The organism is Hymenobacter sp. ISL-91 (genome assembly GCF_018613725.1).
In the GTDB taxonomy this organism is placed as follows: domain Bacteria; phylum Bacteroidota; class Bacteroidia; order Cytophagales; family Hymenobacteraceae; genus Hymenobacter.
In genome coordinates this window covers 56767-70889 of record NZ_JAGGPS010000004.1, presented here as the reverse complement: position 1 = coordinate 70889, position 14123 = coordinate 56767, and the positions used below count along the sequence as shown (strand labels likewise).

General features: G+C 55.3%; 13 protein-coding genes. 11 read left to right on the top strand and 2 right to left on the bottom strand.

Annotated features, from left to right (window positions below; genetic code table 11):
• Positions 1 to 43: 43 nt before the first annotated feature.
• A complete protein-coding gene (locus J7E24_RS01155; RefSeq protein ID WP_215134271.1) occupies positions 44 to 985 on the top strand; it encodes a toxin-antitoxin system YwqK family antitoxin in 942 nt (313 codons plus the stop codon).
• 134 nt (positions 986 to 1119) lie between these two features.
• Here the strand turns inward: J7E24_RS01155 and J7E24_RS01150 are convergent, their stop codons facing one another.
• Positions 1120 to 1479, bottom strand: a complete 360-nt coding sequence (locus tag J7E24_RS01150; RefSeq protein ID WP_215134269.1) for a YraN family protein — start codon at positions 1477 to 1479, stop codon at positions 1120 to 1122.
• A gap of 258 nt (positions 1480 to 1737) precedes the next feature.
• On the opposite strand from J7E24_RS01150, the gene lipB reads away from it, so the two are divergent.
• From lipB to gldN, 10 genes are all read left to right on the top strand, one after another.
• A complete protein-coding gene (gene lipB, locus J7E24_RS01145) occupies positions 1738 to 2550 on the top strand; it encodes a lipoyl(octanoyl) transferase LipB (RefSeq protein WP_215134267.1) in 813 nt (270 codons plus the stop codon).
• Positions 2547 to 2966: a hypothetical protein gene (locus tag J7E24_RS01140; RefSeq protein WP_215134265.1), complete on the top strand. Its 420-nt coding sequence runs from the start codon at positions 2547 to 2549 to the stop codon at positions 2964 to 2966. The genes lipB and J7E24_RS01140 overlap by 4 nt, the downstream gene beginning before the upstream one ends.
• Positions 2967 to 3035: 69 nt before the next feature.
• Positions 3036 to 4103 carry an MraY family glycosyltransferase gene (locus J7E24_RS01135; RefSeq protein WP_251046956.1) on the top strand — a complete coding sequence of 356 codons (1068 nt, stop codon included), beginning with the start codon at positions 3036 to 3038 and terminating at the stop codon, positions 4101 to 4103.
• Between the two features lie 72 nt (positions 4104 to 4175).
• Positions 4176 to 5351, top strand: a complete 1176-nt coding sequence (locus J7E24_RS17735) for a DUF4271 domain-containing protein (protein ID WP_215134263.1) — start codon at positions 4176 to 4178, stop codon at positions 5349 to 5351.
• 76 nt (positions 5352 to 5427) lie between these two features.
• Positions 5428 to 6243, top strand: coding sequence for a uroporphyrinogen-III synthase (locus J7E24_RS01125; RefSeq protein ID WP_215134261.1), 816 nt, complete (start codon positions 5428 to 5430; stop codon positions 6241 to 6243).
• Positions 6244 to 6395: 152 nt separating this feature from the next.
• Positions 6396 to 7388, top strand: coding sequence for a PorP/SprF family type IX secretion system membrane protein (locus tag J7E24_RS01120; protein ID WP_215134259.1), 993 nt, complete (start codon positions 6396 to 6398; stop codon positions 7386 to 7388).
• A gap of 234 nt (positions 7389 to 7622) precedes the next feature.
• The gene (locus J7E24_RS01115) at positions 7623 to 8630 is read left to right on the top strand and encodes an SUMF1/EgtB/PvdO family nonheme iron enzyme (RefSeq protein WP_215134256.1); all 1008 of its coding nucleotides are present in this window, start codon (positions 7623 to 7625) and stop codon (positions 8628 to 8630) included.
• Between the two features lie 61 nt (positions 8631 to 8691).
• Positions 8692 to 9501, top strand: a complete 810-nt coding sequence (gene gldL, locus J7E24_RS01110; RefSeq protein ID WP_251046955.1) for a gliding motility protein GldL — start codon at positions 8692 to 8694, stop codon at positions 9499 to 9501.
• 55 nt (positions 9502 to 9556) lie between these two features.
• On the top strand, positions 9557 to 11137 hold the full coding sequence (gene gldM / locus J7E24_RS01105; RefSeq protein WP_215134254.1) for a gliding motility protein GldM: 1581 nt from the start codon (positions 9557 to 9559) through the stop codon (positions 11135 to 11137).
• A 53-nt stretch (positions 11138 to 11190) separates the two neighbouring features.
• Positions 11191 to 12057 carry a gliding motility protein GldN gene (gene gldN / locus J7E24_RS01100; RefSeq protein ID WP_215134252.1) on the top strand — a complete coding sequence of 289 codons (867 nt, stop codon included), beginning with the start codon at positions 11191 to 11193 and terminating at the stop codon, positions 12055 to 12057.
• A gap of 127 nt (positions 12058 to 12184) precedes the next feature.
• On the opposite strand, the gene uvrC is transcribed toward gldN, so the two are convergent.
• Positions 12185 to 13996 (bottom strand): excinuclease ABC subunit UvrC, encoded by a 1812-nt coding sequence (gene uvrC, locus J7E24_RS01095; protein ID WP_215134250.1) that lies wholly within the window; start codon positions 13994 to 13996, stop codon positions 12185 to 12187.
• Positions 13997 to 14123: the final 127 nt, after the last annotated feature.

Sequence of the window (14123 nt, the reverse complement as noted above, 5' to 3'; positions counted from 1 at the left end):
ATCCTGCCCGATTTTCCACATGCGTCTGTTCCGATTAACTTCTTTGCCAGCCCTGCTTCTGCCGGTGTTTCTGCTACTGGCTGGTGCCCTTGCTTCCTGCACGCGCAAAACGGTTTCCTTCAGCAGCCAGCCTGACGCCGCCGGCCAGTTTGCCGCTGCTCCTGATAGCCTCACCACGACTGCCGACACAGCCGCGGCCCCAATGCTGGGCGGCAAGCAAGTAACCCTGACCAAGGAGCAGGAGCGGGCCGCCCGTTCCAAGGAACGAGCCGCTCAGCGCAAGCCTAAAAAGAAGAAGAATATCTTTCTAAGTGAGCCTATTAAAAAGGGCTACACCAAGTCGGGGCCGAAAGGCAAGCGGCAGGAGGTGGAAATCTTTTACTACCTGCGCACCTTCCGGCAGCCCGACCCTATGGCGCTGGCGGTGTACTACTACAACCCGCGTAAGCGCAAGGTATTTAAGGCAACAGGTGAGCTAAACCCCGCTACCGATAAGGTGATGCACGGGCCTTACAAAAAGATGCGCGGCGGCAAGGTCATCGAAACCGGCTTTTTCGCCTACGGTACCCGCCACCTGCGCTGGGAACGGTTTACGCCCGACAACATCCTGGTTGCCAAAACGCATTACGAGCGAGGCTTCCCCCGCGACGCCAACGTAACCTACTACGATGCCGAGCGCAAGCAACTGAAAGAAGTGGTACCCTATTATAACGGCCAGATGGAGGGCGACTATGTGCGTTTTCTGGCCACTGGCAAGCGCGAATGGGAAGGCCAGTTTGAGAACGGCAAGCGTGTGGGGGAGTGGGTGAACTACTGGGGCTTTCGTAACCTGAAAGACCGCCGCCACTACGTGTTCGGCTACGGCGAGTCGGGTTACGAGCCCGAGGTAAAGGAGCCGGTGCTTCTAAAGGAGTACAACCGCAACGGCGTGCTCATCTACGAGAAAGACAAGCTCGATAACCGCGAGAAAGAGGCTAAGAAGTGAGTCAGCTGTCATGCAGAGCGCAGCGAAGAATCTCGCGTGCCACAGTAGTTCCTAGTAGCAGGATTACTATTGCACGCGAGATTCTTCGACTTCGCCTCCGGCTTCGCTCAGAATGACGTTCCTTTTCTCACTTCTCAATAAAAGGCATCCTCAAAATGCGCTATTCGTAAGCCAGTGGCGGCAGGAGTGAGGGCCACAATGTCAAACCGGATATCGGTGGGCCAAACCAGCGTCTCCTGCAGGTGCTCGGCGGCCAGGCGCAACAGCTGCCGCTTACGCTCAGTTACAAACTCCTCGGGGTAGCCATAGTGCTCCGACGAGCGGGCTTTTACCTCCACCAGCACCAGCAGCGCGGGTGGCCGGCGCATCACCAAATCCACTTCGGCCCGCCTGAAGCGAAAGTTGCGGTGTACTAGCTCGTAGCCCTGGGCCAGCAGGTAACGCAACGCGGCCGCCTCGCCATCGTGGCCGAGCTGGTGGGATGGAATGAGCATGACGGGTGAGCTATAGAGAGCAAGAAGCTCGGGAAGGTGGGAAGGCCAGTAATCCGGGTACCGGGTTGGGCCGAAATCTAGTACCTTTGTCTGCCATTTGAAACCAGCCATACTTGGTTCTATGCTGGTAAGTTGCTGTCTTTTCCTGAAAGAAAAACGGCTGCATCCGGCCAGCTATAAACTGGCAATCTGCTGAAAGCCAAGCGGCAGCCCGCTACCGTATGTTTGGCCTCGTCTGCCCCGCCCGTTCAATCTGCCATGTCAACTAGCTTCTCTACCTGCGCAAGTCCGGCTGCTACCCCAGAGGTACCACCAGCCGCCGGCGCCGCACCGGCCAGCCCTGGCCAAAGCCGCCAAGTGCTGGTGCGACGGCTGGGCATGGTGGGCTATGAGACTACCTGGGAGCTGCAGGAGCAATTGCTGGCCGAAACGCTGGCCCTGAAAACCCAAAACCGGCTGGCTGCCGAAGCAGGCCAGCCGGTGGTTGCTACGCCCAACCATCTGCTGCTTTGCGAGCATCCGCCGGTATACACGCTGGGCAAAAGCGGCAAACCCGAGCACCTGTTGCTCGACGATGCTGGCTTAGCAGCACATGGGGCCACCTTCCACCGCATCAACCGCGGTGGCGATATTACCTTCCACGGCCCCGGCCAACTGGTGGGGTATCCTATCTTCGACCTCGACAACTTCTTCACCGATATTCACCGCTACCTGCGGCTGCTTGAAGAAGCAGTTATCCTCACGCTAGCCGACTATGGCCTGCGGGCGGGCCGTATTGCCGGGCTTACCGGAGTTTGGCTCGATTTTGAAGAAGGTGCCCCCAACCCGCGCAAAATCTGTGCGCTGGGCGTAAAGTGCAGCCGCTGGGTAACTATGCATGGCTTCGCCCTCAACGTAAACACCAACCTGAGCTATTTCGGCCATATCGTTCCCTGCGGCATTACCGACAAAGCTGTTACCTCGCTGCAACGCGAGTTGGGCTATGCGGTGCCCGTTGCCGAAGTGCAGGAGCGTTTGATGCCCCACTTGGCCACATTATTTGCCGCCGACCTGATTTCTGAGAGTGCATGAAAAAAGATATATCCTTCCGACCCGTTGTAGGCGTTAGCGTGGCCATAACGCCCGACGAACAGGCCGCCACAGCTACGCCCGACGCACCCGGCTGGCAGGTGTTCCTTATCAACGACAACGACCAGCCCCTGCAGAACGTTATCGTGAGCTCAAACGGCTACGGTACTGATGAGCAGGGCGAAGCCATCCGTACTTCCACGCTGCGCCATGCGCTGCCCGAGGTGCCACCGCACGCTGCAACGCCCATTGAAGCCCTCGACTCGGCGCTTTTTCATCTGCACAACCAATATTGGGTAAGCTATTACATAGATGGTCAGGTCTTTGATAGGAAATTCGTTTTCGCACCTGACTCTATTGGCTTCAAGCAGCTGAAACCGATAAGCCTGCTTATTCCGCAAGGGATTCTGGCTTCTTAAATCAGCCAGCTTTAGCTGTCTTCTTCGCTCTGGCAGTAGCCACCCCTTACCATAAGCGCCACCCCCTTTATGAATGCACTTGGAATACAGTTAAGCCTGTCCTTCCTGTGGGCCTTTCTGGTAGCTATGTTCGCCGTGCCGTCCATCATCTACATCGCCCACCTCAAAAACATGCTCGATACGCCCAACGTGCGTACCGTGCACGAGTCGCTGACGCCGCGCCTGGGTGGGGTGGCCGTTTTTGCCGGCTTTATGTCGGCCCTCACCATCTTCGCCCCGCTTGATAATGGCGTGCAGCAGCTGCTGGCAGGTTGTATTGTGCTGTTTTTCGTGGGCCTGAAGGACGATTTGGTGAGCATTTCGGTGGCTAAAAAGTTTGTTGGACAGCTGCTGGCTACCGGCGTGGTGATGATTATGGCCGACGTGCGTATTACCAGCTTCCAGGGCATTCTGGGCATTGGCGAGTTACCCATCGGTATCAGCTACGCCTTCACCTTTTTCGCCATTGTGGGCATCACCAATGCTATCAACCTGATCGATGGCCTTGATGGTTTGGCGGGCTCCATCGTGCTCATTATTGTGAGCACCTTCGGCTACTACTTCTACCAGTACGGCGGCGAGTTTTTCCAGAACTACGCTTTTGTATCGGTGTGTGTAGTAGGCGGCATCCTGGGCTTTCTGCGTTACAACTTCCACCGGGCCAGTATTTTCATGGGCGACACTGGTTCGTTGGTGTGTGGCTTCATCGTATCCATTCTCACCATTCAGTTTATCGAGATGGGCCTGAAGGTGGGCCAGCCATTTGGCAGTGCGGCCCCGGCGGTGGCATTGGGTATCCTGTTCGTACCGCTGTTCGATACGCTGCGTGTATTTATCGTGCGTATGATGGCCGGCCGCTCACCTTTCTCGCCCGATAAAAACCACGTCCATCACCGCATTCTGGCCATGGGCTTCCAGCAAATCAGCACGGTTATGCTACTGGGCCTGCTCAACGTTGTGGTTATCCTGCTGGTCATCAATTTTGCTTATCTGGGTAGCATGATGTTGATTGGGCTGCTGATTGGCTTCTCGCTGCTTCTGAGCCTGCTATTAGGAGTGTACCACAGCAGGGCCGAGCGTCAGCGTATTGCTTCCTGATGGAAGGCGGCCGCGACCATACTTGTGCGTGTCAGGGTCACTCCCGCCTCTATAACTCCACTTATTAAATCTGTGCGCCGCCCGCTTTTCATCCGGAATCTGTGGTTGTTGCTGATGGCAATACTGCCGCTGGCTGCCGGAGCCGCCGAGTACCGCCGGCTGCCCCCTCCCCCCCGGTCTGGCCTTACCACCGACTGGCTTATTAAGGATCCGGCCCGCAATCGGCTGGTACTGTACCTGCCCGACTATCATGCCCCCGAGCAGGCCTATTATCAGTGGCTGAGCGTGCGGCCCGGCCGTCCGCTACCCATCACATTCACGGCCCGCGAAAACCTGAGTTTGTTTCTCAACAACCAACTCATTTTTACCGCTCCCGCTCCCGCCTCTTACACCCTGGACCTGGCAGCGCTGCTGCCCGCCGGAACCCAGCAGGGCGGGCTGCACCTGCTATGCGTGTGGCATCCCGAGGCCGTTCCTAACCTTGCCTCATTCCAGAACGCGCTGGCACCGGTCAAAAGTCCTGTGGGAGTGCGGGATGTGCTAACAGCTGCCCAGCCCCGGCCTCGGGGGCACCAGGGCCAGAACGTGTTTCTGGGCTTTCTGCTGCTCATCGGGCTCGGCTACGGAGGTCTGCGCGCCACCTATCAGCCCGGCTTTGCACGCATTTACCAGCTAGAGGGCCTTTGGGGCCAGGGCACCGCCGAGCAGGATTTCCTCGTTAAGCCCACGCTTACCTGGCTCAACTTAGTGCTGGTGATGCTATTTGCGCTGTCGTTTGCGCTGCTGTTGGTTGCTATCCACACCAATATCGAAAATATCGTAATCCTGCGCCGTCTCTTCGATGTGGCCGAATCGACTATTGTGGTAAAAGTGCTGCTCTATACGGCCCTCGTGGCGGCTTTCGTACTGGGCAAATACCTGTTTCTGGAGCTGATGGGCTATATCTTCGATGTAGCCGAGCTGGTTACGATTCAGTACCGCGAGTTCATTCGCACGGTGCTATTCATGGGGCTCTTTCTGCCCGGCGTTATGTTGCTCTATCTGGGGCTCAACCGGCAACTGCCCGAAACCGTGCTGTGGGTGTCCAACGGCGTGGTTTCCTTGTTGTTGGTTGGCACCGTATGGCGCATCGCCCGCACACTACACCGCAAAAGGTCACTCCTGAATCTACATTTGTTTTCGTACCTTTGCGCCACAGAAGTAATTCCGTTGGTCGTTTTGCTCAAATTAATCGTTTTTACTTACTAATCAGGGACTCACGCAACCCTTTTTCGCTCTCTAACGCTTCCTTATCGCTCCAGATTTTACCCTCATTCTCTACCCAATGGCCGATAATAAAGACCAGCCGGGAAAAGGCCGTCATGCCGTTCCTATAGCCACTATCCTGGTCAGCCAACCAAAGCCGACCAGCGACGTCTCTCCTTATTTCTCGATTGCCGAAAAGTATGGTATCAAGGTAGATTTTCGCGAATTTATTGACGTTCAGCCAGTTTCATATAAGGACTTCCGTAAAGAAAAGGTCAATATTGCGGAGCACACGGCCATCATCTTTACCAGCCGCAACGCCGTCGACCACTTCTTCCGCATCTGCCAGGAAGCCAAAATTGAGATGCCCGCCGAGATGAAGTATTTCTGCATCTCGGAGCAGACGGCCAATTACCTGCAGAAATACATTGTGTTGCGCAAGCGCAAGCTATTTGTCGGCCAGCGTACGGCCGCCGATATGTTCGACGTCATCCGCAAGCACAAGGGCGAAACGTTTCTGTATCCGTGCTCCGACATCCGCAAGGATGACATCCCGGAGTTTATGCGCGAAAACAAGTTCAAGTTCAGCGAGGCTGTTATCTACCGTACCGTCGCCGCCGACCTTTCGGACCTGACCGATGTGAAGTACGATTGCATTGCCTTTTTTAGCCCTTCAGGCATCACCTCGCTATTCGTCAACTTTCCCGATTTCGTGCAGAACAATACGCGTATCGCCGCCTTTGGTCCTACCACTGCCAAAGCCGTGCTCGATGCCGGCCTGATACTCGACATTGAGGCTCCTCATCCCAACGCGCCCTCCATGACGGGCGCTATTGAGGCCTATATTCGGTTGCATCAGAATAGTGGCTCGCCCAAAACGGCCGGTAAAGTATAAATCGAAGAACAGCGGGCAGTTACGACAGGAGCAGAAGGCATCTGCAGGAGCCGTTTACTTCGTGAGTGTGATGAAAAATTTAGCGCGGTTTTTCGTTACATTTGGGAACGTAGGCCCGCTACTACTCCGGGGCTGACTCACGGCAGATTTATATGAAAAGATATATACTATGCGCCGGAGCGCTGTTGATGATGGGCAAAGCCGTGGCTCAGCAACAGCCGCAGTTCAGCCACTACGGGTTCAATGGCATGCATCTGAACCCGGCTTACGCGGGTGTGAAAGGCTTTGGCGAAATAACCGGTATCGGGCGCATTCAGTATTACGGCTACGATGCCTCCTTCGATTCCGGCGGTTCGCCTACTACAGCCTCGCTCACGGCCTCGCTGCCCATCCCGGTGCTGGCCGGCGGTTTGGGCCTGGGTGTCTACCGCGACCGGATTGCTGAGTTATATACGACCAACGTGCAGCTTTCGTACTCGCGCCATCTCAAACTGGGCGAGGGCACATTGGGTCTCGGCGTGCAGGGCCTGCTCAATAATATTTATCACGGTAAATATCGGTCCAATGATGAGAACGATATAGCCGTGCCGCGTGAGGGCTCTGATGCTAAATTTGACCTAGGGGCAGGCGTTTGGTACGAAGCCCCGAAGTTTTATGCCGGCCTAAGCATGAACAACCTGCTGCGCTCTGGCTACCGCTTTAAGAGTGAAGGCATAGCCAACGCAAAAACGGCGCAATATTTGACTGAGAACCATGCCTACCTAACAGGTGGCTGCAATATTGATTTGACTTCGGACGTTGTAATTACCCCGACGGCACTGATGAAAGTAGTGCTGCCGGGAGAATTTGGCGACAACGACAAACTGACCCTGCGTAATGCCTCGTATGAGGTAGGAGCTAGGGCCACGTTCAACGACCGGTTCTGGGGTGGCTTGGGCTACCGTTCAGGCGACGCATTCACGGCTCTAGGAGGAGTTTCCTTCGCTCAGGACAATGTGCTTCGGTTGGGATTGGCCTATGACCTAATTGCATTTGGCCAAGAAGCAAAGGCAACAAGTTCATTTGAGATTATGCTGAGCTACCGCTTGCCTAAACCAAGTCTAAATATCCGGCCAGTTATCCGGACGCCCCGATATAGCTTCTAACGGACTGTTTTGGAGAAGAGGAAGATGTGCTGCAGTAGCAAAAAACAGAATGTTGGCTCAATCAATCGGTCAGATGAGCCTATCAGCCGTTTAACCGGCTGATACTTTAGTTGGTAGACAAATGTGCGGTGTTGGGCGGATTGCTTGCGTACCAACGGATGATTCATTAGATTTGCCAGCCCGAAAAATTGTAATCTTTGGTTATCCCCCTCGGTCGTCTTTTTACTTTTCATAATGAATAAGTTTTTCCTCCTGCCCCTTGTCGCTTTCTCGGCTCTGCTGTTGGGCGGGTGCGGTTTCAGCAAAGGTCCCACCGGCGACTTGGTCGGTGCGGAAGACCGGCCAGAATTTAACCCGCAGGAAGTGCCTTACGGCATGGTGCCCTGCCCCGGCGGTACGTTCCATATGGGACAGACCGACCAGGATATTTCGGCCTCCATGGTCAACATGAACAAGCAGGTAACAATTGCCGGCTTCTACATGGATGAGACGGAAATCACCAACAACCAGTACCGCCAGTTTATGAATGCCATCCGGCAGGATTCGATTGACGTACTGGGCGAAGAGTACGTGATGACCGAGCTCTACCCTGACACCACGGTGTGGGTGCGCGACTTCACCTACCACATGGGTGACCCGCTGATGGAGTATTATTACACGCACCCGGCCTTCGACGACTATCCCGTAGTGGGCGTTGACTGGTTTGCGGCCAAGTATTTCTGTAACTGGCGCACCAAGCTGAAAAACCAGGCCAACGAAGAGGCCGGTTTGGCCCCTTACCCTAATTTCCGTCTGCCCTCGGAGGCTGAGTGGGAGTACGCCGCCCGTGGTGGCCGCGACCTCGCCACGTATCCTTGGGGAGGTCCTTACATGCGGAACTCCAATGGTTGCATGCTGGCTAACTTTAAGCCCGGCCGCGGCGACTATGCCTCCGACGGACATGCCTACACGGCTCCGGTTGCCTCGTTCTTTCCCAACGATTTTGGCCTGTACGACATGTCGGGTAACGTAGGCGAGTGGTGCGACGATGCCTACATGGAGGCTTCTGTGCCAGTAGTATGGGATATGAACCCAACTAACCCCGACGACAACGAGCCCCGCAAAGTAGTACGTGGCGGTTCGTGGAAGGATATTGCGTATTTCCTAGAGACCGGAACCCGCAATTTCGAATACCAGGATTCGGCGCGCTCTTATATCGGTTTCCGCACTGCCATGATCCAGATTGGCTCGGGTGGCGGCTAAGCCAGCCTTTTTGTCTAAGACTCTTTATACCTCACCACTTCTTCTTCAACAACACAATCAGATGGCAGCTAAAGGCGGTAATTTCCTGTACGATGTATTGATGCCCAAAATCTACGGCATCGGCGCAGCAGTCGTAATTGTAGGAGCTCTATTCAAAATCCAGCACTGGGATGGTGCCAGCGAAATGCTTATTGTTGGCCTTGGTACCGAGGCTGTTATCTTTTTCCTGAGTGCATTCCAGCCCACCTCCAAAGAGGTTGACTGGTCGATGGTATACCCGGAGCTGAGCGAAGGCTATGATCCTTCCACTGGTAATTCCAGCTTCCTGCAGCAGGATAACAACGGCACGGGCTTGACCCGCAAGCTCGACGACATGCTGAAGGATGCCAATGTAACTCCCGAAGCTATTTCTTCGCTGGGCCAGGGCCTGAACCGCCTGAGCACGACTACCCAGCAGCTGGCCGGCCTCGGCGACGCTACCAATGCTACCGACGAGTACACGACCAAGGTTCGTTCGGCTGCTCAGTCGCTGGAGCGCATTAACGAGTCGTACTCTAAGACGGCTGATGCTATGAGCACGATGGCCGATGCCACCGCTGATGCAGGTGCTTACCAGCTGCAGGTGCAGAACGTAACCAAGAACTTGGGTGCTTTGAATGCAGTGTACGAAATGGAGTTGCAGGATGCCAACTCGCACCTCAAGTCCATGAACCAATTCTACGGCACATTGGCCCAGGCCATGCAGAACCTGACTGAAGCCGGCAAGGAAACCGACCAGTTCAAGACGGAGGTAACCAACCTGACTTCCAACTTGGGTTCGCTCAACCGCGTGTACGGCAACATGCTGAACGCCATGCGGGCCGGTAGCTAAGCCGCATCCGGTATAGCAAGTCAACACTCATATAGTATAGCAACAGGCATACAAGATGGCGGGAGAAAAGGAAACTCCACGGCAGAAGATGATCGGGATGATGTACCTGGTACTCACCGCGCTTCTGGCCTTGCAGGTAGATTCAGCAATTCTGTTAAAATTTAAATTCCTCGACGACAGCCTTTCCTCCATCAACGGAAAGGTGTCGAAGGCGAACGACGGAACAGTAAAGGGCATTCAGGCCCAGGTAGAGAAGGCCCGCAACCAGCCCAAAGATGTGGCGGTGTTCAAGCAGAGCCAGGAAGTGCGCGAGCGGACCAAAGAGACCATTGCCTACTTGGCTTCGGTGCGGGACCAGCTCCTCACTAAAACGGAGAACAAAGGCAAAAACGAGTTTGCCAACATGAGCGCCGAAGACAAGGTGGCCGAGCTGATGCTGGGTGCCAACAAGGACGGTGTCGGCTACAAGATGAAAGGAGAGTTGAACAAGTACTCCGACTACATCAAAGGCATCATTCCCGGCGTTACACCTTTGGCCCTCGACGCGTCGCAGGACCCGATGGTAACGGAGAAGAAGCAGAAGAACAAAAACTTCGCCCAACTCAACTTCGAAAACACGCCGGTAGTAGCTGCTTTGGCTGTGTTGTCGCAGAAGGAAGCGGAGGTGCTCAAGTACGAGTCGGACGCGCTGAAAGTGCTGTCGGATAGAGTAGGTGGCACGATCATCGTATTCGATAAGATTGGGGCTTTTGCCAGCGCTGAGTCGAACACGGTAGCGGCCGGCACCAAGTATAAGGCCGAGTTGTTCCTGACTGCTTCGGCTTCGGGCCTTAACCCGAGCATGACCCTCAACGGCTCGCCAATTGCCGTGGGTCCTGATGGCCGCGCCAAGGTGGAGTTTACGGCTCGTCCGGGCAACTTCGATAAGGATGGCAACGCTAAAGCAAGCTGGACCGGCACTGTCCGTTTCAAGCAGAATGGCCGCGACACTACTTTTAAAGTAACGATGCCTTACACCGTTACTAAGCCGGTGATGCAGATTCAGTCGGCTTCGGTGCAGGCGCTGTATTTCCGTTGCGGCAACAAGCTGAGCGTAAACGTGCCTGCTTTAGGTGCCCAGTACGACCCCAGCTTCTCGGCTACTGGTGCGGCTACCATCAAGGGCGCTACCAAAGGCGAGGTAACTCTGGTGCCTAATGCCAGCGAAGTAACCCTGAATGTAAGCAGCGGTGGAAACCCCATCGGCTCGCAGAAATTTGAAGTACGTCGTATTCCTAAGCCCGACATTCAGTGCTGGGTAGGTGGTCGTCCGGCCAACGAGAAGCAGGGTACGCCTATTACGGCTGTTCGCAACATGAACCTGAAGGCTATTCCGGATGCCAGCTTCGCTACCTTCCTGCCCGACGACGCCCGGTTCCGGGTATCGCGCTACGAGGTAACGCTGGTACGTGGCAAGCGTCCGGCCATGGCAACGATTACGGTTAACGGCCCTAACGTCGACCTAAGTTCTGTTGTGAACACGGCCCGCGAAGGCGACCGTCTTTACATCGAAGTAAAAGGCGTTCAGCGTCAGAACTTCCAGGGCAACGTGGAGGACGTACAAGTTTCCAAGTCGTTCAATATTCCGCTGATCTAAGCGTTTATAGGATTGCACTGAACCATTCCTGACGCTTTTTTGATTTCTTTGGTATGAACAAGGTATTTTCTCTCGCCGCTCTGGCGGCCGGCCTCACGCTGTCGGTGGCAGCTTCGGCGCAGGAACAAGCTACCACGGCGAGCAGCAACGGCTCGTACCGCCCGATTCCGACGTCGGACATTATGTTCCGCAAAACGATTTGGCGGGCCATTGATTTGCGCGAGAAGCAGAACAAGCCCATGTTCTCCGAAGGACGGGAAATCAGCGGTATCATTCTCGATGCTGTGAAGCGCGGTGAACTGCAGGCTTACCGTAACGACTCGCTCACTACGACTTTCTCCTCCACGGAGGTGATGAGCAACATGTCGTATCAGGAGGCTGCAGCAGGCCTCAGCGACGAGGAAAAAGCGGCCGGTTTCTCGTCAGAGACTACCGATGATTGGGGTGCGCCAGCCAAAAAGGGTGCGGCTAATGCTGCTCCGGCCGGGCCTTCGAGCTACGCTTTCCGCCCCAAGGACATCTACCAGATGGAACTGAAGGAGGACATGATTTTCGATAAGAAACGTTCGCGCATGTACCACGACATTAAGTCGATTACACTGCTCGTGCCTTCTACGCTGAGCGGTAACACGTCGGGTATCGAAAAACCAATTGCCAGCTTCAAGTACAGCGACTTGGTGCGCGTGTTCCGGGCTAACCCTGACAAAGCCATCTGGTTCAACCCCCAGAACGACGCCCAGCATAAGAACCTGGCTGATGCGTTTGAATTGTGGCTGTTCAACTCCTACATCGTGAAGGTATCTAACCCGACCGATTCGCGTCTTGATGAAATTTACGGTAGCCAGCAGCAGGGCATCCTCGCCTCGCAGCAAGCCGCCGCCGACCTTATCGAGTACGAGTACAACCTGTGGTCTTTCTAAATCACAGATGTTGCAGATGATAGGATGACGCAGATGCGCGGATACCTTTCAGAAACACAATATTTAAAAAGCAGCAGGCCCCGACCATATTTGGTTGGGGCCTGCTGCTTTTCTGTGCTTATAGTTTCTATACTGCCGCATCGGTTTGGGAGAAATAATCAACTAGGATACGGGCCTTGGCTTTGCCGACTTCGGCTACTAGCTCGGCTTCCGACAACTCGCGGATTTTCTTGACCGACTTGAACTTGAGCAGGAGCTTGTCGGCCGTGACGGGGCCGAGGCCTTTAACGTCGGTTAGCTCGGTTTTGAGGGTGCCCGCGTCGCGTCGGTCGCGGTGGAAGGTGATGCCGAAGCGGTGGGCCTCGTCGCGCATGCGCTGAAACAGGCGCAGGCTCTCGCTCTTCTTATCGATGTAGAGCGGCAGCGGGTCGTTGGGTACGTAGATTTCTTCAAGGCGCTTGGCGATGCCGATAACGGCCATCTGACCCCATAGGCCCAGATCCTTGATGGCCTTAACGGCCATGCCCAACTGGCCCTTGCCGCCGTCTACAATCACGAGTTGGGGCAGGGAGGCGCCTTCGTCGGTGAGGCGGCGGTAGCGGCGCGTTACCACTTCGTACATCGAGTCGAAATCGTTGGGGCCGATAACGGTTTTGATGTGGTAATGCCGGTAGTCCTTCTTGCTGGGCCTCGCGTTGCGGAAACACACCATGGCGGCCACCGGGTTGTCGCCCTGGAAGTTGGAGTTGTCGAAGCACTCAATGTGCTTGGGCAGCTCGGTAAGGCGCAAATCCTTCTTGATGGTTTCCATGATGCGCACCTCATTGAGGTCCTTGCTCCGGTCGTTCATGCTCTCCTTTTCCTTGCGCAGGTAAAGCACGTTTTTCAGGCTCAGCTCCAGCAGCTTGCGCTTGTCGCCAATCTGGGGCTGGGCCACCGTTACGCCGGGTAGCGGCAGCGGGGGGAGGGCCACGTTGGTCAGGATTTCCTTCGACTCGCTCTCGAACTCCTCGCGCATCTGCATCACCAGCGGGGCCAGAATCTCGTCGTCGGGCTCATCGAGCTTCTTCTGCACCTCTACCGACTGCGTGAGCACGATGCTGCCGTTCATCACTTTGAGGTAGCTGATAAAGGCCGACTTCTCGTTGGAGGCAATGGCGAATACGTCGATGTTGGTCAGGTTGGCGTTGACGATGGTGCTCTTGCTCTGGAACTCATCCAGCTTGTCGAGCTTCACCTTGAACTGGTGGGCCAGCTCGTACTGCTGGTCCTGGGCGGCCTGGGCCATTCGCTCGCGGAAGTACTGCTTAGGCAGGCGCAGGTCGCCGTTCAGTATCTGTCGGATTTGCTGGATGTACTGGTTGTAGGTTTCCTCGTCCTGGCGGCCCTCGCAGGGGCCTTTACAGTTGCCAATGTGGTACTCCAGGCACACCTTGAACTTGCCGGCTTCAATGTTGGCTTCCGAAAGGTTATAGGTGCAGGTGCGTAGCGGATACAGGGCCCGCATTAGCTCCAGCAGCAGGTTCATGCCCGTCACGTTGGCGTAGGGGCCGTAGTAGTGGCCGTCGCCGGGGCGCTTGGTGCGCGTGGGTATCAGGCGCGGAAACCGCTCGTTGGTCAGCAGCAGATACGGATACGTCTTGCCGTCCTTCAGCAGGATGTTGTACTTGGGCTGGTGCTGCTTGATGAGGTTGTTTTCGAGCAGAAACGCATCCGACTCTGAATCCACAATCGTGAACTCGATGCGCCGGATATTTTTCACCAGCTGCTGGGTCTTCTTGTTGTGGTCCTGCTTGGTAAAGTAGCTGCTGACCCGCTTACGCAAATCAATAGCCTTGCCCACGTAAATAATCGTGTCTTCATCGCCAAAGTACTTGTACACCCCCGGGCGGTGCGGGAGCTGGCGGATTTGGTCTTGCAGCTCGGAAGAGGCGGCCATATAATCACAGATTGTCGCTGATTCTTCAGCAGATTACGCAGATTCCATTTGGTAACACGCAGTAGAACATACGCTACGCCTACCGCGCATTGGAGGATACGCAGGGAAAGAACACCGGAGTTGAATT

Bases quoted from the DNA above. Each gene is read 5' to 3' on its own strand.
- gldN (WP_215134252.1), top strand. From the start codon at position 11,191: ATGAACAAGGTATTTTCTCTCGCCGCTCTGGCGGCCGGCCTCACGCTG.
- gldL (WP_251046955.1), top strand. From the start codon at position 8,692: ATGGCAGCTAAAGGCGGTAATTTCCTGTACGATGTATTGATGCCCAAA.
- J7E24_RS01135 (WP_251046956.1), top strand. From the start codon at position 3,036: ATGAATGCACTTGGAATACAGTTAAGCCTGTCCTTCCTGTGGGCCTTT.
- gldM (WP_215134254.1), top strand. From the start codon at position 9,557: ATGGCGGGAGAAAAGGAAACTCCACGGCAGAAGATGATCGGGATGATG.
- J7E24_RS01115 (WP_215134256.1), top strand. From the start codon at position 7,623: ATGAATAAGTTTTTCCTCCTGCCCCTTGTCGCTTTCTCGGCTCTGCTG.
- uvrC (WP_215134250.1), bottom strand. From the start codon at position 13,996: ATGGCCGCCTCTTCCGAGCTGCAAGACCAAATCCGCCAGCTCCCGCAC.
- lipB (WP_215134267.1), top strand. From the start codon at position 1,738: ATGTCAACTAGCTTCTCTACCTGCGCAAGTCCGGCTGCTACCCCAGAG.
- J7E24_RS01125 (WP_215134261.1), top strand. From the start codon at position 5,428: ATGGCCGATAATAAAGACCAGCCGGGAAAAGGCCGTCATGCCGTTCCT.
- J7E24_RS01150 (WP_215134269.1), bottom strand. From the start codon at position 1,479: ATGCTCATTCCATCCCACCAGCTCGGCCACGATGGCGAGGCGGCCGCG.
- J7E24_RS01120 (WP_215134259.1), top strand. From the start codon at position 6,396: ATGAAAAGATATATACTATGCGCCGGAGCGCTGTTGATGATGGGCAAA.
- J7E24_RS01140 (WP_215134265.1), top strand. From the start codon at position 2,547: ATGAAAAAAGATATATCCTTCCGACCCGTTGTAGGCGTTAGCGTGGCC.